This is a genomic window from Arthrobacter pascens, from assembly GCF_030815585.1.
In the GTDB taxonomy this organism is placed as follows: domain Bacteria; phylum Actinomycetota; class Actinomycetes; order Actinomycetales; family Micrococcaceae; genus Arthrobacter; species Arthrobacter pascens_A.
This window is the reverse complement of record NZ_JAUSWY010000001.1, coordinates 3,647,554-3,667,799: the sequence shown is the minus strand read 5'-3', so window position 1 is coordinate 3,667,799 and position 20,246 is coordinate 3,647,554. Positions and strand designations below refer to the sequence as shown.

The following is a 20,246-nucleotide window of genomic DNA, read 5'->3' as shown; positions in this document are numbered from 1 at the left end:
ACCTGGCCGGAGCCCCAGCGGCGCCGGTCCCGATGATGCTGTCAGCAGTGCGTTGTGATGGCCCGCACACCCCACGCGCCGGCCATCACAAAGAATACCCGCCGGTAGCTTTTTTGAAAGCTGCCGGCCGGGATTTCCTCGAAAGTTTTTACTTATGTGTAACAGACCGTGGTTGCGCCAGTCTCAGGCTCCGGCGGACTGTGATTCCGTGCTGCCGGGGGCGTTGTCCGCCACAATCTTGAACATTGCCCCCGTGGGGTCCGCCAGTGTGGCCAGGCGTCCGAAGGACGAGTCGTCTGGCCCGTCGATGACCGAGGCCCCCAGGCCAACGGCCTTATCGATCGAAGCATCGGCATCATCCACCGCAAAGTAGATCTGCCACGTGGAGGGCACCTCCTCAGGCAGGTACGCGGAGGCGTCCATGATGCCGGCCTTGGCGGAGTCGCCGGCGCCCAGGGTGGTGTACCTGAACTCCGGGGTATCGCTCATGACGTCCGTGTCCCAGCCGAACACGTCCTGGTAGAACTTCACGGCGGCGTCGTAGTCCTTGGCGTGGAGTTCGTGCCAGGCGGCCGCGCCGGTCTCGGCAACCAGCTCGTAGCCCTTCATTTCGCGGGGTTGCCAGACGCCGATTGCTGCTCCTGTGGCGTCGCCGAAGAAGGCCATGTGGCCCTGTTCCGGAACATCCATGGGCTCCACGTACACTTGCCCGCCGTGGGTGCTGACTGCGGATGCCGTAGCGGCAGCGTCGTCGGAGCGGAGGTAGGTGGCCCAGACGTCCGGCATGCCCGCCTGGTCCGCTTCCTTCTGCATGATTCCGGCAACGGTCTTGCCGTTCTTGCGGGCCGTGATGTAGCCGCCGTACTTTTCCTGGTCACCGGCTTCGAATTCCCAGCCGAACAGCTCTCCGTAGAAATGCCGGGCTTTTTCAGTGTCAGATGTCATGAGGTCGATCCAGCAGGGTGCGCCGGGCGTAATCTCTGGTGAAGGCATGGTGGACTCCTGGTTCTCTGGGCGGACCGATGTCCGCTGTACTTGAGTGGGTGGTGGAGACAGGAATGACCCTATGCCGGGGCACTGACAGTTTCAACGGAACAGCAGGTTAACCGGGGAAAACTAAAACGAAGAACCCCGGTATGCCAGCCATGCTGGCGTACCGGGGTTCCATTCGCGGAAGGTAAGAGATTCGAACTCTTGGTACGGGGTTACCGCACACTAGTTTTCAAGACTAGCTCCTTCGGCCGCTCGGACAACCTTCCCTAACGAGTAGTGTTTCATAGGCAGTTGGCTGCAACAAAACAGAGTCTGGGCGCGTCCGGTGCACACTGGTTCTGGAACACGAGTCAGCAAGAAACGGGAGTTCGATGAAAGCCGTCTACATTTCAGAACCTGGCGGGCCGGAGGTGCTGGAGGTCCGCGACGTGGACGCCCCGGTTCCGGGGCAGGGCGAGGTGCTGATCGACGTCGTCGCCGCGGGCCTGAACCGGGCGGACGTTCAGCAGCGCAGGGGTTTCTACCCGCCGCCGCCGGGCGTCTCTGAGGTCCCGGGACTGGAGGTGTCCGGCAGGATCGCCGGCTTCGGCCCCGGCGTCACCAAGCCCTTCTCGGTGGGGGACAAGGTGGTGGCGCTGCTTGCCGGCGGGGGCTATTCCCAGCAGGTTGCCGTTCCGGCGGAGCAGGTCCTGAGGATTCCCGACGGCGTTGACGTGGTCACTGCCGCGTCCCTGCCTGAAGTGGCGGCCACGGTGTACTCGAACCTGATCATGACGGCACAGCTGCAGGCCGGGGAAACCGTGCTGATCCACGGAGCCACGGGCGGTATTGGCACCATGGCCATCCAGCTCGCCAAGGCCTTTGGCGCCAGAGTGGCCACCACTGCAGGAACGGATGAGAAGGTCGGTACCGCCAAGGCCTTCCTTGGCGCGGACATCGCCATCAACTACTCCGAGGAGGACTTTCCGGAGAGCCTGCGGCGGCAGAACGGCGGTAAAGGCGCCGACGTGATCCTGGATGTGGTGGGCGCCAAATACCTCCAGCAGAATGTCGACGCGCTGGCTGACTATGGACGGCTTATCGTGATCGGACTGCAGGGCGGCGCGAAGGGGGAGCTGGACCTGGGCCAGCTGCTCAGGAAGCGGGCAGCGGTGGTGGCCACGGCGCTGCGTCCCCGGCCTGTGGCGGAAAAGGGTGCCATCCTGAACGCGGTGCGGGAGTCGGTGTGGCCCCTCATCAGCGACGGACGGATCCGCCCGCTGGTAGCCAAGACCTTTCCGCTCGACCAGGTCAGGGCTGCGCACAAGTACTTTGACGGCGGGGACCACGTCGGCAAGGTCCTGCTGGTCATGTAGTCCGCCTGGTAAATACTCAGTATTGCTTCATCGGCAGAAGTCGGCTAGTCTCACTCTATACGCGGTATGCATGGGTCTTGGGGGTCCTTGCATACCGCGCAGCAGACGCTACCGCTAGGAGCACCATGTCCATACGTCACAGCCTCCTCGCCTTGCTGCAGGACCAGCCGCGCTACGGCTACCAGCTCAGGGTTGAGTTCGAGAACCGCACCGGGGCCACCTGGCCGTTGAACATCGGTCAGGTCTACACCACCCTGGACCGGCTGGAACGTGACGGCCTGGTCAGCAATGACGGCGGTGACGGCGAGGGCCACGTGGTCTACAGCATCACCGATGCAGGCAAGGCAGAAGTCCAGGGCTGGTTCGCCGCCCCCGTGGAGCGGATCAATCCGCCGCGGAACGAGCTCGCCATCAAACTGGCGCTCGCCGTGACGTTGCCGGGGGTGGATGTGCAGGCCATCATCCAGGCCCAGCGGGTGGCTTCCATCCGGGCGCTCCAGGATTACACCAAGTCCCGCCGGGACACCGCCGCCAACCAGCGTTCGGCAGATACCGCGTGGCTGCTGGTACTGGACTCGCTGATTTTCCAGACGGAAGCGGAGGTCCGCTGGCTGGACCTCTGCGAGGCCCGGATGGTGCAGCAGGCGCAGTCCGCCGGCCAGGGTGCAACACGTAAAACGTCCAACGGGGTCACTGTGGAAGAGGCTGCCCCGCTCATCGCTGACAGCCGCCGGTGAGCGTCCAGGGGCCGCAGCAGGTCCTGGAACTGGCCAAGGTCTGCAGGACTTTCGGTGACGGCGCGACGGCGGTTGCGGCACTCCGCGATGTTGACCTCACCATCAGCGCGGGCGAGTTTGTGGCGGTCATGGGGCCGTCCGGGTCCGGGAAATCCTCCCTGCTGGCGCTTGCCGGCGGACTGGACCGGCCGACGTCGGGCGCTGTCTTTGTGGAATCGACGCCCTTGGCGGGGCTGGGACTGAACGAGCTGGCGCGGCTGCGCCGCCGAGCCGTCGGCTACGTTTTTCAGGACTTCAACCTGGTTCCTACACTGACTGCCGCCGAAAATGTGGCCTTGCCACTGGAACTGGACGGTACGGGGGCGAAGAAGGCCCACCGGCAGTCGCTGGATGCCCTGAGGCAAGTGGGGATACCGGAACTCGCTTACCGTTTTATGGACCAGATGTCCGGCGGCCAGCAGCAGCGGGTAGCCATTGCCAGGGCCATTGTGGGGGAGCGCCGGCTGATCCTGGCCGATGAACCCACGGGGGCATTGGACTCCACCACCGGACAGGGTGTTATGGAAGTGCTGCGGGGGCGGGCAGACGCCGGCGCCGCCGTCATGCTGGTGACCCACGAGGCCAGGCATGCCGCCTGGGCGGACCGGGTGGTGTTCTTGCGGGACGGCCGCATCGTGGACCAGGCAGCCGCCATGCATGATCCCGCCATGCTCCTGGCCCAGGCCGGACTCTGAGGTGGCCCTCGATCTCACCCCGGTGCCCGGCGGGCGCCGGCACTCCTTCCGCGTCGCCATGCGGATGGCGCGGCGCGATATCCGCCGCCACAAGGGCCGATCGCTGCTCATCATCCTGCTGATCATGCTGCCCGTGGCCGCGATGACCGGTGCGGCCACGCTCGTCCAGAGCATGGAGGAGACTCCTGCGGAACGGGTCCAATACCAGCTGGGCAACACCCAGGCGCGGTTCCAGTCGCTCAACGCCGTGAACAGCGTGATGATCCAGGACCCCGTCAGGGAGACGATTGTGGCGTCGAATTCCCAGGACATTGATCCCGACTTTGTAGCGGCGGATCCCAAGGATGTCCTGCCTGCCGGATACACCGTGCTGACCGAATTACCGATTGCGCTCACTGCCAAGGTGGGGAACGCGGACGTGTCGCTGGAGGGTAAGGCGGTGGATGCGCTTAACCCCGCCTTCGAGGGAAAATTCAAGCTTCTGGACGGTAGGGCGCCGCAATCTGCCGCAGAGGCTCTCGTTTCACCCGGCATTCTGGACCGTTTCGGTATGGAACTGGGGGAGAACCTGACGACGTCGGCCGGCACGTTTACCGCCGTCGGCACCTTGCGCGACTTCGGTTTCTCGGACCGGAACGAAGTTCTCTTCCTCAAACCTGGCCAGGCGCAGGAGGTGGTCGCTCCCATTCCGTCATACCGGGAAGGTGACCAGGCCCAGTACTACCTTGTGGGTCCTGAGCCTGTTACCTGGGCCCAGGTGAGGGAAGCCAACACCGTTGGTGTGGCTGTGCTCTCGCGGTCTGTAGCCCTTAATCCGCCGCCCATGGATCAGCGAACCATTGACGGTTCACCTCCGGCCTACCAGCCCGCGCCGCCCTATGCCGCCTATCTCACAGGCGGCTTCATCGGTGCCCTGGCGTTGCTGGAGGTCGGACTGCTGGCCGGCGCAGCCTTCTCCGTGGGAGCAAAACGACAGATACGCGAGTTGGCGCTGTTGGCTGCCTCCGGCGCGGAGGCTCCCACCGTCCGGGCGGTAGTCACGGCGGCCGGCGTGTGGCTGGGGACCATAGCCATCGCTGCGGGTGCGGCGCTGGGCCTCGCCGGCGCCGCCGGCGCAGTGCTCTGGGTGCGTCATCTGGGCTCCGTGCGGTTGGCAGGTTTCCATCCCGACATCCTCCTGACCGCCATCGCGATGCTCATGGGACTGGGTGCGTGTGTTCTCGCTGCCTTGGCACCGGCCCGGCAGGTATCGAAACAGGCGGTCCTGGGTGCCTTGAAGTCGGGGCGGGCGCCGGTAGCTACAGGCAAATGGCCGCAGCGTATCGGTGCCGGGATGCTGCTGCTGTCCGCCGTGCTGTTGTTCTCCGGCAACGCCCTCTCCGACGTCCCTGACGACCCTGACCTGCTCAACGACAGAATGCCCTTGATCTCATCGCTGGTAATCGCCGGGGCCGTGCTGGCCGTGACCGGGCTCGTGCTTGTCACGGGATCCGTCGTGGCGCTCATGACGCGCCGGACCGGAAGCCTGCCGCTCCCGCTGCGAATGGCCGCCCGGGATTCCGCCAGAAACCGCAGCCGTACTGTTCCCGCCGTCGCGGCAGTGCTGGCGGCGGCCACCCTGGCCAGTGCCGCCATGGTCCTGGCGGCCAGCCAAGAGGCAGGTATGCGGGAAAACCACTACTGGCAGGCGTTGCCAAACCAGGCATCGGTGCCCTTGACCATGCAAGGACCGCTCCTGGCAGACGGCACCAGTCCGGAACCCCTGGCCGTCGACCCCCTCAAACTCACGAATGCCCTGAAGAACGCCGTTGACACCGTGTCATGGACGCACGTGCTGGAGTCGCCAGGGGTTGCAAACTGCAACATGGGACCCACCGCCGACCTCTCAGCTCCGCCCGTTACTCCCACCTCAAACTGCCTCCTCTACTCCCTCAATGTGCCGGCAGGCAACGAGTGCGCCGTCACAGAGGGCCAAAGGGTCAAGGATCCCCAGGATTGGCGCTGCCAGGGCTCGATGCGTCCCAACAACAGTGGTTCGCCGAGGTCCCTCGTTGTGGGCGGGGAAGCCGAGATCCGGGCCATGCTGGGGACGGCGCCTTCCGAGGAGGCAGTGGAGGTACTCAACAACGGCGGACTGGTGGTGACCAACCCGGTATTTGTGCAGGATGGAATGGCAGTCCTGGAAGGTGCCGACTTGCGCAGGAGCAAGGTGTCCACTTCCCAGGCCCACGCTGGCTATGAGGTGGTCACGTCAACAGAGCTGCCCGCCATCGTGGTGGTCCCTGAGGTCCCGGTTCCCTACTTCGGTGTCATCTCGCCCGCCGCAGCGGAATCCGCTGGCATACAGGTGACGGAGTCTTCGCTGTTGGTGCAGTTCAGCTCCTATCCCAGTGCTGCGGAGCGGGATCTGATGGCGGCAACCGTGGCAGGCTTCTTCGGAAGTTTCCCCGTCGGCATTTACGCCGAGCCAGGCGTGGATCGGGATTCTTCGTGGGTCATCTGGTCCATTGTGGGAATCAGCGCGCTGATCACCCTGAGCGCGGCGGGCATCACCACCGGGTTGTCACTTGCGGACTCACGCAGCGACCATATGACCCTGGCAGGAGTAGGCGCGGCGCCCAGGCTGCGCAAGGCCCTGGCGGGAGCCCAGGCGCTCATGACGGGCGGACTGGGATCCATCCTGGGCTGTCTCGCAGGAGTGGCCCCTGCGATCATCATCGTCCATGCCTCGGGACGGGCCACGGGAGTGGCGTCAGACGCCGTCGTACCGTGGGTGCAACTGCTGGCGCTCCTGGTAGTGGTGCCGCTCACCGGCGCCGCGCTGGCCTGGATGTTCACCCGGGCACGCCTCCCGATGTCCCGCCGCGCCGCGGGAACGTGAGAAGGCCTCCGTCGGGGAAATCCTGGACGGAGGCATTCTTGGTACACCGGCCTGCCGTTCGCGTCACCGCATGGTTGCTCGCGGTGCCGCTTACCGCCGTCGGCCTGCCGCTCATCGCGAGGTGTGGCGCTCACCGCCGTCGGCCTGCCGCTCACCGCGAGGTATGGCGCCGCGGCATGAAGGCATTACCCGCGGTGGCTCCTGATTGGTAGGGTGCCTTTGAGCAGATCGCTGGAGCATGAAATCTCAAGGAGGAGACATGGCTGGAATGCCTGATGAACTGGCAGGTTCAAAGCGTCGGGGTGGGCAACTTACCACGGACCCGGAGCTTCCCCCGACCGCCGTGGACGAGGCCGTCCGCGAGGCTGAAGAGAAGAAATGGACCCCCGCCAAGATCGCGATCTGGGCGGCCATCGCGTTGCTGGGCGGCGTGGCCTGGTTCATGCTGGCAATCGTCCGCGGAGAAACAGTCAACGCCATCTGGTTTGTCTTCGCCTCTGTCTGCACGTACCTCATCGGCTACCGGTTCTACTCCAAGGTCATCGAAAGGCTCCTCCTCAAGCCGAACGACCGCCGCGCCACTCCCGCAGAGTACAAGGCGGACGGCAAGGACTATGTCCGTACGGACCGTAACGTCCTGTTCGGCCACCACTTCGCCGCCATTGCCGGCGCGGGACCCCTGGTTGGGCCGGTCATCGCAGCCCAGATGGGCTATCTCCCCGGCACTATCTGGATCATCATCGGCGTCGTTCTGGCCGGCGCGGTCCAGGACTACCTGGTGATGTTTTTCTCCATGCGCCGCGGCGGACGCTCCCTGGGCCAGATGGCCCGCGAGGAACTGGGCGTGATCGGCGGCACCGCAGCCCTCATCGCCACGCTGCTCATCATGGTGATCATCGTTGCGATCCTGGCCCTGGTCGTCGTGAACGCCCTGGGCGAAAGCCCGTGGGGTGTCTTCTCCGTTGGCATGACCATCCCCATCGCCCTGTTCATGGGGATCTACCTCCGGTTCCTCCGTCCCGGCAAGGTCCTGGAAGTCTCCCTCATCGGTTTTGTGCTGCTCATGGCGGCCATCATCGGCGGCGGTGCTGTTGCCGGTACCGAGTGGGGAGCGGCGTTCTTCCATCTGGACAAGGTCACCATCGCATGGGGCCTCATCGTCTACGGCTTCATCGCCGCCATCCTTCCCGTCTGGCTGCTGCTGGCTCCCCGCGACTACCTTTCCACCTTCATGAAGATCGGCGTGATCGTGATGCTGGCCCTGGCCATTGTGGTGGTCCGTCCCGAAATCACCGTCCCCGCTTTCAGCGAGTTCGCCAGCCGCGACAACGGACCTGTATTCTCGGGGGCGCTGTTCCCGTTCCTGTTCGTCACCATTGCGTGCGGCGCATTGTCCGGCTTCCATGCCCTGATTTCCTCAGGTACCACGCCGAAACTCATTGAGAAGGAACGCCAGACCCGTTTCATCGGCTACGGCGGCATGCTGATGGAATCCTTCGTGGCCATCATGGCCCTGGTGGCGGCCATCTCCATCGACCGCGGCATCTACTTCGCCATGAACGCGCCACTCGCGCTCACCGGCGGCACCGTGGAATCCGCCGCCACCTGGGTCAACAGCCTGGGACTTGCCGGCGTCAACATCACCCCGGACGTGCTGGCCCAGACAGCCTCAAACGTGGGGGAGGAGAGCATCATCTCCCGGTCCGGCGGCGCACCCACCCTGGCCGTGGGACTGGCCCACATCATGCAGCAGTTCATCGGCGGCACGGCCATGATGGCTTTCTGGTACCACTTCGCCATCATGTTCGAGGCCTTGTTCATCCTCACAGCTGTGGACGCCGGTACCCGCGTTGCACGGTTCATGCTGCAGGACTCCATCGGCAACTTCGTCCCCAAGTTCAAAGAGCACTCGTGGCGGCCGGGAGCGTGGCTCTGCACCGCGGTGATGGTGGGTGCCTGGGGTGCCGTGCTGCTGATGGGTGTCACTGATCCCCTGGGCGGAATCAACACACTGTTCCCGCTGTTTGGCATCGCCAACCAGTTGCTGGCCGCCATCGCCCTGGCTGTCTGCATGGCCATTGCAGCGAAACGCGGCGCCTTCAAGTACCTGTGGATCGTTGCCCTCCCGCTGGCCTTCGCCGCAGTGGTCACCATCACGGCCAGCTTCCACAAGATCTTTTCGCCGGTTCCGGCCGTCGGCTACTTCGCCAACAACGCTGCCTTCTCAAAGGCCCTGGCGGACGGCAAGACAGAATTCGGGACGGCCAAGACAGTACTCGCCATGGAGGCAGTGGTCCGCAACACCATGATCCAGGGCTGGCTGTCCATCATCTTTGTGGTGCTGAGCATCATCGTTATTGCCACGGCGATCGTGGCAACCATCAAAGCCTTCCGCCACAACGCCGCAGGAATCGCCAACGTGGACCACGAGGATGAGGCACGTCCCTCCCGCGTGTTCGCACCGGCGGGGCTCATCCCCAGCCCGGCGGAGCGGGAGCTCCTGGCTGAGTGGGACAAGCTGCCCGCGGAGCTCCGGTTCGAAAGGGCAGGCCACCAATGATGGGTTCGGGACTGGCTGCGGCCGCCACGGGATTCCCGGGGGTTCGCCCGGTACCTCAACGGCGTCCTGGGTGCGGATGCGTATGCAAAGTACTTGGAGCACCACCGCGGGGCCGGGCATGTGACGCCGCCGCTGAGTGAGCGCGAGTTCTGGCGGGACAGGACGGACCGCCAGGACACCAACCCGCAAGGCAGGTGCTGCTGATTTGCTCGAGGTGCTGTTGATGCGCGGTCAGGTGATTTGCGGGCAACGGAGCGTCATTGACTGGCCTGCGTGCCGCCGGCTCGTGAGAGTATGAACGCATGAGCGATCCGGAAGACACTCAGCCTGACGACGTCCCGGTAGAGGGCACCACCCTCGACAATGGGCAACGGCCCGTGCCCGTGCCCGCTGACGCCAATGCGGCGCCCGGCATCAAGTCCAAGGGCAGCAGCCTGCAGGACCTGGTGGACGAACCGGCCAAAGTCATGCGGATAGGGACCATGATCCGGCAGCTGTTGGAGGAGGTGAAGGCCGCACCGCTGGACGACGCCGCGCGCGGCCGCCTCGCCGAGATCCACGAGCGTTCGATCAAGGAGTTGGAAGACGGGCTGGCGCCGGAGCTTGTTGAAGAACTTGACCGGATCAGCCTGCCCTTCCCGGACAACGCCACTCCTTCCGATGCCGAGCTCCGTATTGCCCAGGCCCAGCTGGTGGGCTGGCTGGAAGGGCTGTTCCATGGCATCCAGACGGCCATCGCCGCCCAGCACGCGGCACGGGAGCATGCCGCTGCGCAGTTGCAGCTAAGGCAGCTCCCTCCGGGAACCGTGATTGCTCCCGGTGTGGTGATCGGGGAGAACGGCGAGCCGCAGCGGGCCACGGCCGGCCAGCAGCGCCCCGGTCCTGCGGGTCCCGCCAGGCCCGAGGACCCGGACCACGGGCCCGGGCAGTATCTGTAGGTTCCGCTTGGGATTCCTTACCGCCGCCCGCCAAGGGCGCCAAGACGACGCTGAACTGGGCAAGGGTCTGTGGCGCCGTGCCCACGACCGGTTCCACCGCGGCCTCGACCGGTATCACCAGGTGCTTGAAGGCGTGGAAGACGACCAGCTCTACGGCGAACTGGTTGAGGTGGCAAATGAGCTGGCCGGGCTATTGGAAAGGGTCCGGGCGGTCTGCGTGGAGGCCCAGCGACGCTCACCAAGCGATGGCCTGGATGTTCCGGGCCCTCTCGCCGGCGTGCACCGTTCCCTGTCCAAGGCCGGAAATTCACTGGCCACCACAGCCGAGGCAGCGGCCATGCTGCGGCTCGCCGTGGGGCCGGTGCCCGTGGGTGCCGCTTCCGTGCACCGGCGTGCAGAGTCGGTGTTTGAACAGGTGGCCGACGCCGAACGCCGCCTCGCCGAGGACGCAGCCGGGCAGTAAGGCGCCGCGTATTCCCGGTTAAGCGTGTGGCTTAGCGGGTGCTGTTTCGCTTCAGGCCTGGCAGGTCCTTTGGCAGGATGAACGGATGACACTTTCACCTTCACTGACCCTTAATGACGGACGAACCATTCCGCAGCTCGGCTATGGTGTGTGGCAGGTTGAGGACGGCGTCGCGGAGAAGGTTGTCCGGCAGGCGTTCGAAGCCGGCTTCCGCCACGTCGACACCGCCAGGATCTACGGCAACGAGGCTGGAGTGGGCCGGGCGATCGCCAGCTCCGGACTCCGGCCCGAGGAAATCTTCATCACCACCAAGCTGTGGAATGCCGATCAGGGCTACGAGCCCACGCTGGCGGCGTTTGAGGAGTCGCTGGACCGGCTGGGGCTCGAATCCCTGGACCTGTACCTGATCCACTGGATGCAGCCCAAGCAGGAGAAGTACGTTGATACCTGGAAGGCGCTGATCGAACTCCAGAAGCGCGGCCGCGTCAGGTCCATCGGGGTTTCAAACTTCACGGCCGAGGGGCTGCAGCGCCTCATCGACGAAACCGGCGTGGTTCCGGCCATCCACCAGATCGAACTGCACCCGTACTTCAGCCAGCGTGAACTGCGCGAATTCGGTGCCTCCAAGGGCATCCTGACTCAGGCGTGGTCCCCGCTTGGCCAGGGCGGTGAGCTTCTCGAAGACGACACCGTGGCTGCCATCGCGGCCAAGCACCGGGCCACGCCGGCGCAGGTGGTCATTGCCTGGCACCTGGCCATAGGCAACGTGGTGATTCCCAAGTCAGTCACGGAGTCACGCATCCAGGAGAACTACGCGGCACTGGACGTCGTGCTGGACGCCGATGACATTGAGGCAATCAACAGCCTGGACCGCACGGCTGCCGGCGAAGGCCGCATCGGCCCGGATCCCGCGGTTTCCGACTTCGCTTAATCCGGCAAGGCTTAATCCCTGCAAGCCAACCCGCGCGCCTTGGCCTACACCAGGACGTGCGGGTTGTTGGTATAAGCCCCCGGTGCCCTTAGGCTGCAATCCGCACTTGCTCAATGGCCACGGCGTCAACAACGGCCCAGGAATCCTCGCCGGTGCAGTTCCGGCTCGCGAAGCGCTCGGCCTCTTCCTTGGTGTCGAAGCTTTCCGCCCGGATCCGGCCGCAGTCGGCATCGAAGTACGTGACGTGAAATTCCTGTTGTTTTTCCATAAATCCAGTGTGCAACCGGGGTCTGACAATAACGGTGCATCAGTTCCGCGTGTTGCCCAACCGGAGTACGCGCTCGTGCGCCAGGGTGGCTGAGCGCCGCGCTTTGTCTGCGGTCCGTGCTGCCTGCTTGGCCTCAGCGGCAGCGGTTTCCCGCAGCTTCCGGGCCTCGTCCAGTTGCTCCTCCGAGGACTTGAGCAGGGCACGGAGGTCCCGCGTCTGGGCCGTCAGCCGTGAAAATTCCGTCTCCGCCTCCTCCAGCTGTGCGGTCCGCTCCTGTGCCTCCTGAACCGCGGCGTCAGCATCTGCTTTGGCCTCGGCGTCGGCAGTTTGGGCTTTTTCAAGGGCCGACGGCGACGCTGGCCGCGGAGTCTGCCGGACGGCCTGCAGCCGTGGCTTGTCCGCCGGACGGCGGGCTGTGCCCTCCGCCGTCGTACGTGGTTTCTTTCCTGACGCGCCCACTCCCGCAAGAGGTGGCGGCACAGACCGGTGAGCGGGCACGGCCTCCGGTACGGCCACAGCGCCCTCAAGGTCAACGGTGTCCACGCCGTCGGCGGACAGTGCCTGCAGTAGCCGCCCGCTCTGGACTGCTGCTGCAGCGCCTGCATCTGCTGTCAGTGCCCGCAAGGTCCGCTCGACGTCGGCGGCGATGGTAGCGCTGATGCCGCGCCCCTGCTCTTTGGTCACCGAGTGGGCGGCGTCGACGGCGGCGGCCAGGAGGGTGCGGCGCTCCCGTCCCAGTTCCCGGAGGCCCACCGCGTCCAGTGATGACTGGGCGGCGCGCATCCGCCCGCCAAGGTCGGCGAGCTGCACCAGGATGTCCGGATGGTGCACGGCCAGCATGTTGATGGCCCAGGCAGCTACCGACGGCTTGGGCAAGGCACGAACGGCGGCTGGCAGTCCGGGTCCCGAATCGGCAGCAGCCTTGGCGGCGGCAGTCCGGGCCGCCATAAATTCGTCGAACGGCAAGGCGTACAGCCCGTTTGCGATATCCGCCAGCGCCGAATCATCCATGCACGCCATCATAGGGGTAGCCTTTTGTCCCTCGTCCGTCCAGCTCATCTAGATGTGGACTGACCGCCAATGTGGGTCTAGAGGAGTGTGGGCGGTATTGCGGGATGCAGGAGAGGATCGGGGCGGCCTGGCAGCAAGGACGCACGAGTAAAGTACGCCACCTGCCACCGTTGGGTGGCTTGCGCTGTGTAGTTTCCAGGTTCGGACCATGGCGGATAGACACGCATGGCGCTTCCTGCTGGAGCCAGGGGCGATGCTCCGGTTCCGACGGGTCCTGAGACTCGTCAAATAGCCTCCAAAAGAGTGGCGGCGCTGTTGGTGCTGCCCCTCCTACCAGTCCGGACTGCCGCCGTTAGGGAAATGCGACGCAAATTTCCCAACAATCGAACGTTTTCGTCACCAAGGAGCCGTAGGATGAGCGCGTCTCATAACTTTTGAAACCAATGGGGGAAACCTTGAGCCAGCCGCAATACCCGTCCCAGCAGCCGTATCCGCCGCAGCAGCTATCCTGGCAGGGCGAACCGCCGCTCTGGGCGCCCTACTACGGGGCATCGTTCCCGGTTGCCGTCAAACGGTTCTTCAAGAAGTACGCTACGTTCACCGGGCGGGCCAGCCGGAGTGAGTACTGGTGGTGGACCCTCGTCTCCGTGGGCATCAGCATCATCCTGAACATCATCATCAGCGCCGGCACCACAACGTCGACGTCGTCGTTCAGTAGCACACCCCAGTACGGCCCAGGCGCCATGTTCGGGCTGATCCTGCTCGTCATCTTTGGTTTGGCTACAATCGTGCCGTCCCTGGCGCTGTCGGTCCGTCGCCTGCACGACAGCAACAAGAGTGGATGGATGCTTCTGCTCGGCCTGATTCCTTTCGTGGGCGGTATCATCCTGATCGTGTTCATGGTCTTGGGACCGGACCCGGCCGGTCAGCGGTTCGACCAGCCCAGCAGCGACTAACCCGGATCATCTGAATCCTGGAAAGCCCCGCCGTCAGTGACTGCGGGGCTTTCTGCTTGTCCAAGACCTAACCCACGAACGGCTCCCACATGGTGCAGAAATCTCACGGCGGGTCGACTCCCCGGGCGTGCATCACTGAGCGGTTGCTGGGTCCACACCATAACGTCGTGCTGAGACACTGGGAGGCGTCTAGGGCCGGGCTACACTCGCTTCATGTCCGGGAGTGAATACAGCTTAACCAGCGAAAAACCCCGGAAGCCCCTAAATTTAGGGGCTGTCCGGGGTTTATCCCGAGCTTCCTATCAGAATCGAACTGATGACCTTTTCATTACGAGTGAAACGCTCTACCAACTGAGCTAAGGAAGCACCGCATGACAGCAGCCGGAAGAACCGGCCGGATCATGCAAGAGTCAACTGTAATAGAGTCCCCGCGCCCGGGTCAAAATGGGTACACGATGGAGCCTGCCAGGTGGCTCAGCAGACCGTATTGTCGGCGGGTACCTTGCCGCTTACGAGGTAACTGTCCACGGCGTCCTCGATGCAGCTGTTGGACCTGCCGTAGGCGGTGTGGCCTTCTCCCTGCCAGGTCAGCAGCGTGGCGTTCTCCAGCTGCTTCCGCAGGGACCCTGCCCATTCCACAGGGGTGGCGGGGTCTCCGGTGGTGCCGACAACCACGATGGTGGATTCGCCGGTGTACTCCACGGGGGCAGGGGTCCGGACGTTCTTGTACGGCCAGTCAACACAATTGGTGCCGCCGTACGCAAAGAAGTACCCCAGGGTGGGGGAGTCCTCCAACAGCCGCTGCTCTTCGGCGCGCATGTCTGCGGTGTCGGAGACCATGGGGTAATCCAGGCAGTTGATGGCGTTGAAAGCGAAGGTTGAGTTGGAGGTGTACGTTCCATTGGAGGCGCGGTCCGCACCGAGGTCTGCCAGGCGGAGCATAAGTGTCACATCGCCGGTCATTGCGGCTTCAAGCGCCTGGGTGAGGGCCTGCCAGCTCTCGTTGTTGTACAGCGGCGTGATGAGCCCGCTGACAAACATGGTTCCGTTCACCACACGTCCGTCCTTGGCGGTACGCGGAGTGTCCTGGACAGCATTGATGAGGTCGCGGACCTGCTGGACCCCGCTGTCAACGTCCCCGCTGAGGGGGCAGCCGTCTCCCTGCAGGCAGTGGGCGACGTAGGACCTGAGGGCCTTTTCGAAGGCGCGCGCCTGTCCGCTGGTCAGGTCCTCATTGCTGATGGACGGATCAAGGGCCCCGTCCAGGACCATACGGCCCACGTTGTCCGGAAAAAGCGAAGCGTACGTGGACCCAAGGAACGTGCCGTAGGAGTAGCCCAGATAGTTGAGCTTGTCGTCGTTGACCACGGCACGCAGGACGTCCAGGTCCTTCGCCGAGCTCACGGTATCGATGTGACCCAGCGAAGGCCCCGTCTGTTCGGCGCACTGGGCCCCGATGGCTTTGTTGTCCGCCACGGCAGCCGCCAGGCCGGCGTCGGTATCCAGGGCGTAGACCTTGGCCCGGGCCGCATCCCGCTCGGCGTCTGTCATGCACTTGACCGGTGAGGAACGCTTGACGCCGCGGGGGTCGAAACCCACGAGGTCGTAGTTTTCCCGGACGGGCTGCGAGAAGTGCGTTCCGGCGCCGTCCTTAACGAAGTCGTAGCCGGACGCGCCAGGCCCGCCGGGGTTGACCAGCAGGCTCCCGGTTTTTTTGCCGGTGCTCGAAGCCTTCAGTGCGGCAATCTGGATGGTTTCGCCGTCTGGCTTGTCATAGTCCATTGGCACGGTGACCTTGGCGCACTGGTAGTCGTTCTCACAGGGCTCCCAGACGACCTCCTGGGAATAGAACTTCTCAAGCTTTTCGGGCGCCGCGGCCACAATCGAGGGGTCCGCCTTGGCTGTCGCGGTGCCTTGCTCCTGTTTGCCGCCACCAATGAGGCTGCACGAGGCCAGCACCATGGCCAGAACTAGGGCGCCGGCGGCCCGCACTCCAGTCACCCGGGATCGGGTTCGTGCGGACAGGGGTCGAGCAGTCATCGTGAGGTCTCCTTGGAAGGGGCTAGATCAGGCTGGCTGCCATGGACTCAATGGTCAACAGCGGGGCAACATTGGTGGTGGTGATGCGTTCGCGGGCTTTGTTGATGGCATCCATCCGGGCGAGGGTTGTTTCCGGCGTGGACCGTCCGGCGAAATCCTCCAGCTCACCCCTAAGCTCAACGTTCACCAGCTCCACAGCATTCCCGAGCTGGATAATCAGCACGTCCCGGTAAAAAGAAAGCAGGTCCGTCAGGGTCCGGTCAAGTGAATCCGTGACGGAACGTTTTGCCCGCCGCTTCTGGTCGTCCTCCAGCTGCCTGACCTGGCTCCGCATGGCCGGCGGAAGCGTCCCGGATTCAGGCGCGCCCAGCGTAGCCAAAAGTGCAGCCTTCTCGGCGGCGTCGCGCTCCTCATTGGAACTGTTGGCCTCGGCCGTGGCGATCTTCACCAGCTTTTCCGCCATCATGACAGCGGCTGTCACGCCCCGCAGTCCCAAGGGGAACCTCACTGTTTCCATCCGGCGCTCACGGGCCTCGGGGTCCCGGGCCAGGCGGCGGGCGATCCCCACATGGCTTTGGGCTGCGCGCGCGGCCCGTTCCGCGAGGTCCGGGGCCACGCCGTCGCGCTTGACCAGCAAAGCGGCAACATCGGCGGCCGGCGGCAGCCGCAGCGCCACAGCGCGGCAACGCGAACGGATGGTCACCAGGACATCCGCGGGGGACGGCGCGCACAGCATCCAGATGGTGCGCGGCGTTGGTTCCTCAATGGCCTTAAGCAGCACGTTGGTGGTGCGTTCAGCCATCCGGTCGGCGTCTTCCACCACGATGATCCGCCACCGGCCTGACGACGGCCTGTTCCCCGCCGTGGACACAAGTTCCCTGGCTTCATCAATCGTGATGGTGACTTTCTCGGTCCGGACAAACGTGACGTCGGAATGCGTCTCACCGAGGATGGTGAGGCACGCGGCGCACGCCCCGCAGCCCCGGAGACTGATGTCTTCCTGGTCGCAGTTCAGCGCGGCAGCAAACGCCTTGGCAGCATTGGACCGTCCGGACCCGGGCGGCCCCGTGAACAGCCAGGCATGGGTCAGCCCTTCACCCAGCGACGCCTGGCGGAGCTGTTCGACGACGGCGGGCTGGCCCTGGAGGTCGTCCCAGACGGTCATGCGGCACCGCGGCCCGCGGATGCCAGGAGCGCATCCACCCGGTCCAGGATCCGCGCCGCGAGTTCGCTGATTGGTGAATGCGCGGGCAACACAAGATACTCTTCCGGGCGGCTGGCTGCGAGTTCCAGGAAGGCTCCGCGGATGCGGGTGTGGAATTCGTCGGCCTCCGATTCGAGCCGGTCTTCAGCAGCATCGCCTGCCGTGCGCCGGCGGCGGCCATCAGCAGGATCCACGTCCAGCAGCACGGTGAGGTCAGGCAGCAGCCCCGCGGTGGCCCATTCATTGAGCGAACGCACGGCGTCGGTGCCGAGATCACGCCCGGCACCCTGGTACGCCACCGACGAGTCGATGTAGCGGTCTGTGAGGACAATCTCGCCCCGCGCCAAGGCGGGCCGGATGACCTGGCCGGCATGGGCCGCACGCGAGGCTGCGAAAATGAGGGCCTCGGTGTGGGCGTCGATGTGGCCATGGCCGTGATCCAGTACCAGGGAGCGCAGCTTTTCACCGATGGGAGTTCCGCCCGGCTCACGCGTGCGCAGGACTTTCAGCCCTCGGGATTCCAGGGCCTCAGCGAGCAGGCCGGCCTGGGTGGACTTCCCGGCGCCGTCGCCGCCTTCAAACGCGATAAAAAGTCCCGGGCTTTGGTTAGTCACTGAACAAGCCTACCGACCGCCGCTGACATTCACCCATTGGACTGTGCCCCAGGGGTTGACGTCCCAGCGGCAGACGTCGTCGGGAGGACCGCCCCATCGCGGCCGCGCAACGCCGCTCAGGCTGTCCCGGCTCTGCAAAGTACGCTTTCTGCATGAGTCTTTCAGAACGCTACGCCGCCTCCCTGTCGGCCGAGACGGTGGTTGTTGCCGCAGGCCGGCCGCCACGTAAACGGGACGAGCCAGTCAACCCGCCCATCGTGCTGTCCTCCACCTACTTTGGCAGCGGTCCGCTGGCTGACGGGGACCGCGGATACGGCCGGTACTCCAACCCCACCTGGGATCCCTTCGAAGAGGCCCTGGGCCAGCTCGAGGGATCCACGCTGCCGGCCCTGCTCTACGCGTCCGGGCTGGCAGCGGTGAGCTCTGCCCTGTCCCTCGTGCCGGCGGGGGGCGTCCTGGTGATGCCCTCGCACAGCTACTCCGGGTCACTGGTGATGGCCGCCGAACTCGCCCAGAAGGGCTTCCTGGAACTCCGGACAGTGGACATCGCGGATACTGACGCCGTCAAGGAACAGCTGGCACCCCGCGGCGCGGACACCCGCACCGCCAGCATGCTGTGGCTCGAAAGCCCGACCAACCCCATGCTGGGCATTGCAGACATCCGCGAACTCACCGGCGCTGCCCACCGGGCCGGAGCCATCGTTGTCACGGACAACACTTTCTCCACCCCGCTGGTGCAGCAGCCGCTGGGGCTGGGTTCCGGCGTCGTGCTTCACTCGGTGACCAAATATCTGTCGGGGCATTCCGACGTGGTGCTGGGCGCCCTGGTGACGTCGAACCCGGACATCCGGGCTGCGCTGTTGCACCACCGCATCATCCACGGCGGAATTGCCGGCCCCTTTGAAGCCTGGCTTGCGCTGCGCGGTCTCCGGACCCTGGCGTTGCGCGTGGAACGCTCGCAGGCGTCAGCAGCCGTACTCGCCGAGCGACTGAGCGCCCATCCGGGGATTGAGGGCATCAGGTTCCCCGGGCTGCCCCAGGATCCCGGGCACGAACGGGCTAAGAACCAAATGACAGGCTTCGGGTCCATTGTCTGCGTCCAGATAGCCCCGGTGGCTGGCCTCGACGGGGCCGACGCAGCAGACAAACTGGTCCGGTCACTGGAGCTCTGGCTGCCGGCCACGTCCCTGGGCGGCGTGGAATCGCTGATCGAACGTCGACGCCGGCACAGCGCCGAGCCCCTCAGCGTGCCGGAGAACCTGGTGCGCCTGAGCGTCGGGATCGAGAATGTTGACGACCTTTGGGCCGACTTGAAGCAGGCGCTGGACTCCTTGGACGGTTAGGCTGGGATGGTGGACGGTCAAGTGATGATTTTTTATGTCGAGCGCGCAGTGTTTTTCGTTCTGGCCCTCGTGGCCTTGGGACTTGAGCTGTGGGCTCTGTTTGACTGTGTCCGGCACAAAGCCAGTGCCTTTGAAGCTACCGGCAAAAGGACGAAGACCTTCTGGCTGGCGCTTACCGGCGGCGCCACGTTTGTGGGCGTCATCTCGCTCTTGGGCAGCGGTGGCGGTCTGTTCGGGACGATTGGCCTGTTCGGGCTGGCTGCCGTGGTGGCAGCTTCCGTCTACCTCGCCGATGTCCGGCCTGCTGTCAAGGATGCCGGGCGCGGAGGCAGCCGCAACACGGGCCCCTACGGCCCTTGGTGACGCTGCGCTAAGGCCTGCCCGACGGCGCAACGGCTTCCCAGCCCACCGTAAGTTCCCCCAGCCGCCAACGCGACGGCCCGTCCTGAACCGGCCACCCGGCGTCGAGCAGTGTTCTGCACATGGCGTGCCAGCGCTGGCGGTTTCCAAACGAGGCCAGCGGCGCTGATTCCAGCCACGCCCGGTCCATCGCCTGCATCAGGCTATGGATCCGCTCGCCCGGGACGTTTCGGTGGATCAGCGCCTTGGGGAGCCGCTCGGCAATCTCGGAGGGCAGACCGAAGCTGCCGAACCGCACGGACATACTCAGCGACAGCGGCCGCTCCGCGTCGAGGGCTATCCACGTCACCCGCCGGCCGATCTCGTCGCAGGTGCCGTCAATAAACAATCCGCCGGTGGAGAGCCGGCCCTGGACCAGCCGCCAGATCCCATCGACGTCGGCCTCCTCGTACTGCCGCAGCACGTTGAAGGCGCGGACCAGCACGGGCCTGCCTGGCACGGGCAATTCGAAGCCGCCGATCATGAAGCTCAGCCCCGGCCTCTCCAACGCCTTGGCCGCGCGGACACGCTCCGGTTCAATCTCGATCCCGCAGACGCGGACGTCCGGACGGATGGTGGCCAGCCGCTCGAAGAGTTCGACGGCGGTGGCTGGCGTCGCGCCGTAGCCCAGGTCGATGACAAGCGGGTCGTCTGCCGTTCGGAGGCGCCAGGCCTGGGGTCCGGTGAGCCACCGGTCCACCCGCCGCATGCGGTTGGGGTTGGTGGTGCCGCGGGTGATGTTACCGACCGGCCTGCCGGGCCTGGTCTTGCCGGACATCTGCGGGGCCGCTACCCGTTCAGCTTTTTGGACCACGGCCC

General features: G+C 65.0%; 19 protein-coding genes, 2 tRNA genes and 1 pseudogene. 12 read left to right on the top strand and 10 right to left on the bottom strand.

From position 1 onward, the window contains the following. Nucleotides 1–183: 183 nt before the first annotated feature. Both QFZ30_RS16885 and QFZ30_RS16880 read right to left on the bottom strand, forming a co-directional pair. On the bottom strand, nucleotides 184–993 hold the full coding sequence (locus tag QFZ30_RS16885; RefSeq protein ID WP_307078158.1) for a VOC family protein: 810 nt from the start codon (nucleotides 991–993) through the stop codon (nucleotides 184–186). A 178-nt stretch (nucleotides 994–1,171) separates the two neighbouring features. Next, nucleotides 1,172–1,259 (bottom strand) — tRNA-Ser (locus QFZ30_RS16880). Between the two features lie 105 nt (nucleotides 1,260–1,364). On the opposite strand from QFZ30_RS16880, the gene QFZ30_RS16875 reads away from it, so the two are divergent. The 9 genes and pseudogenes from QFZ30_RS16875 (at nucleotide 1,365) to QFZ30_RS16835 (ending at nucleotide 11,592) form a co-directional block, all read left to right on the top strand. After that, nucleotides 1,365–2,348: an NAD(P)H-quinone oxidoreductase gene (locus QFZ30_RS16875; RefSeq protein ID WP_307078155.1), complete on the top strand. Its 984-nt coding sequence runs from the start codon at nucleotides 1,365–1,367 to the stop codon at nucleotides 2,346–2,348. 125 nt (nucleotides 2,349–2,473) lie between these two features. Further along, nucleotides 2,474–3,085 (top strand): PadR family transcriptional regulator, encoded by a 612-nt coding sequence (locus tag QFZ30_RS16870; RefSeq protein WP_307078153.1) that lies wholly within the window; start codon nucleotides 2,474–2,476, stop codon nucleotides 3,083–3,085. Next, nucleotides 3,082–3,819: an ABC transporter ATP-binding protein gene (locus tag QFZ30_RS16865; RefSeq protein WP_307078151.1), complete on the top strand. Its 738-nt coding sequence runs from the start codon at nucleotides 3,082–3,084 to the stop codon at nucleotides 3,817–3,819. The genes QFZ30_RS16870 and QFZ30_RS16865 overlap by 4 nt, the downstream gene beginning before the upstream one ends. Before the next feature lies 1 nt (nucleotide 3,820). Further along, entirely contained in the window at nucleotides 3,821–6,700 is a 2,880-nt protein-coding gene (locus QFZ30_RS16860; protein ID WP_307078149.1) for a hypothetical protein, read from the top strand. Nucleotides 6,701–6,959: 259 nt separating this feature from the next. Continuing rightward, on the top strand, nucleotides 6,960–9,260 hold the full coding sequence (locus QFZ30_RS16855; RefSeq protein WP_307078148.1) for a carbon starvation CstA family protein: 2,301 nt from the start codon (nucleotides 6,960–6,962) through the stop codon (nucleotides 9,258–9,260). Next, nucleotides 9,260–9,464, top strand: a pseudogene (locus tag QFZ30_RS16850) (YbdD/YjiX family protein). Before QFZ30_RS16855 ends, QFZ30_RS16850 begins: the two are co-directional and overlap by 1 nt. A gap of 98 nt (nucleotides 9,465–9,562) precedes the next feature. Next, nucleotides 9,563–10,198, top strand: coding sequence for a bacterial proteasome activator family protein (locus tag QFZ30_RS16845; protein ID WP_307078146.1), 636 nt, complete (start codon nucleotides 9,563–9,565; stop codon nucleotides 10,196–10,198). Nucleotides 10,199–10,205: 7 nt separating this feature from the next. Further along, the gene (locus tag QFZ30_RS16840) at nucleotides 10,206–10,661 is read left to right on the top strand and encodes a hypothetical protein (RefSeq protein WP_307078144.1); all 456 of its coding nucleotides are present in this window, start codon (nucleotides 10,206–10,208) and stop codon (nucleotides 10,659–10,661) included. 85 nt (nucleotides 10,662–10,746) lie between these two features. Beyond that, nucleotides 10,747–11,592 (top strand): aldo/keto reductase, encoded by an 846-nt coding sequence (locus QFZ30_RS16835; protein ID WP_307078143.1) that lies wholly within the window; start codon nucleotides 10,747–10,749, stop codon nucleotides 11,590–11,592. A gap of 88 nt (nucleotides 11,593–11,680) precedes the next feature. Here QFZ30_RS16835 and QFZ30_RS16830 read toward each other — a convergent pair whose 3' ends face one another. The 3 genes from QFZ30_RS16830 to QFZ30_RS22075 form a co-directional block, all read right to left on the bottom strand. Beyond that, entirely contained in the window at nucleotides 11,681–11,860 is a 180-nt protein-coding gene (locus QFZ30_RS16830; protein WP_307078141.1) for a hypothetical protein, read from the bottom strand. 39 nt (nucleotides 11,861–11,899) lie between these two features. Beyond that, nucleotides 11,900–12,871 (bottom strand): hypothetical protein, encoded by a 972-nt coding sequence (locus QFZ30_RS16825; protein WP_307078139.1) that lies wholly within the window; start codon nucleotides 12,869–12,871, stop codon nucleotides 11,900–11,902. Between the two features lie 77 nt (nucleotides 12,872–12,948). Next, on the bottom strand, nucleotides 12,949–13,098 hold the full coding sequence (locus QFZ30_RS22075) for a MepB family protein (RefSeq protein WP_373462855.1): 150 nt from the start codon (nucleotides 13,096–13,098) through the stop codon (nucleotides 12,949–12,951). A gap of 228 nt (nucleotides 13,099–13,326) precedes the next feature. Between QFZ30_RS22075 and QFZ30_RS16820 the strand changes: the two genes are divergently transcribed. Then, nucleotides 13,327–13,827, top strand: coding sequence for a DUF805 domain-containing protein (locus QFZ30_RS16820; RefSeq protein ID WP_307078137.1), 501 nt, complete (start codon nucleotides 13,327–13,329; stop codon nucleotides 13,825–13,827). A gap of 293 nt (nucleotides 13,828–14,120) precedes the next feature. Here QFZ30_RS16820 and QFZ30_RS16815 read toward each other — a convergent pair. From QFZ30_RS16815 to tmk, 4 genes are all read right to left on the bottom strand, one after another. Next, a tRNA-Thr gene (locus QFZ30_RS16815) sits at nucleotides 14,121–14,193 on the bottom strand. A 108-nt stretch (nucleotides 14,194–14,301) separates the two neighbouring features. Next, nucleotides 14,302–15,867, bottom strand: coding sequence for an alpha/beta hydrolase (locus QFZ30_RS16810; protein WP_307078135.1), 1,566 nt, complete (start codon nucleotides 15,865–15,867; stop codon nucleotides 14,302–14,304). Nucleotides 15,868–15,889: 22 nt separating this feature from the next. Further along, nucleotides 15,890–17,032 (bottom strand): DNA polymerase III subunit delta', encoded by a 1,143-nt coding sequence (locus QFZ30_RS16805; RefSeq protein WP_307078134.1) that lies wholly within the window; start codon nucleotides 17,030–17,032, stop codon nucleotides 15,890–15,892. Then, nucleotides 17,029–17,685 (bottom strand): dTMP kinase, encoded by a 657-nt coding sequence (gene tmk, locus QFZ30_RS16800; RefSeq protein WP_307078132.1) that lies wholly within the window; start codon nucleotides 17,683–17,685, stop codon nucleotides 17,029–17,031. The genes QFZ30_RS16805 and tmk overlap by 4 nt, the downstream gene beginning before the upstream one ends. Nucleotides 17,686–17,837: 152 nt before the next feature. Here tmk and QFZ30_RS16795 point away from each other — a divergent pair, with 152 nt between their 5' ends. Next, on the top strand, nucleotides 17,838–19,028 hold the full coding sequence (locus QFZ30_RS16795) for a trans-sulfuration enzyme family protein (protein WP_307078130.1): 1,191 nt from the start codon (nucleotides 17,838–17,840) through the stop codon (nucleotides 19,026–19,028). 24 nt (nucleotides 19,029–19,052) lie between these two features. Beyond that, nucleotides 19,053–19,391: a DUF2516 family protein gene (locus QFZ30_RS16790; protein WP_373462854.1), complete on the top strand. Its 339-nt coding sequence runs from the start codon at nucleotides 19,053–19,055 to the stop codon at nucleotides 19,389–19,391. Between the two features lie 7 nt (nucleotides 19,392–19,398). Here the strand turns inward: QFZ30_RS16790 and QFZ30_RS16785 are convergent, their stop codons facing one another. Further along, the gene (locus tag QFZ30_RS16785) at nucleotides 19,399–20,241 is read right to left on the bottom strand and encodes a class I SAM-dependent methyltransferase (protein ID WP_307078128.1); all 843 of its coding nucleotides are present in this window, start codon (nucleotides 20,239–20,241) and stop codon (nucleotides 19,399–19,401) included. Nucleotides 20,242–20,246 lie beyond the last annotated feature (5 nt).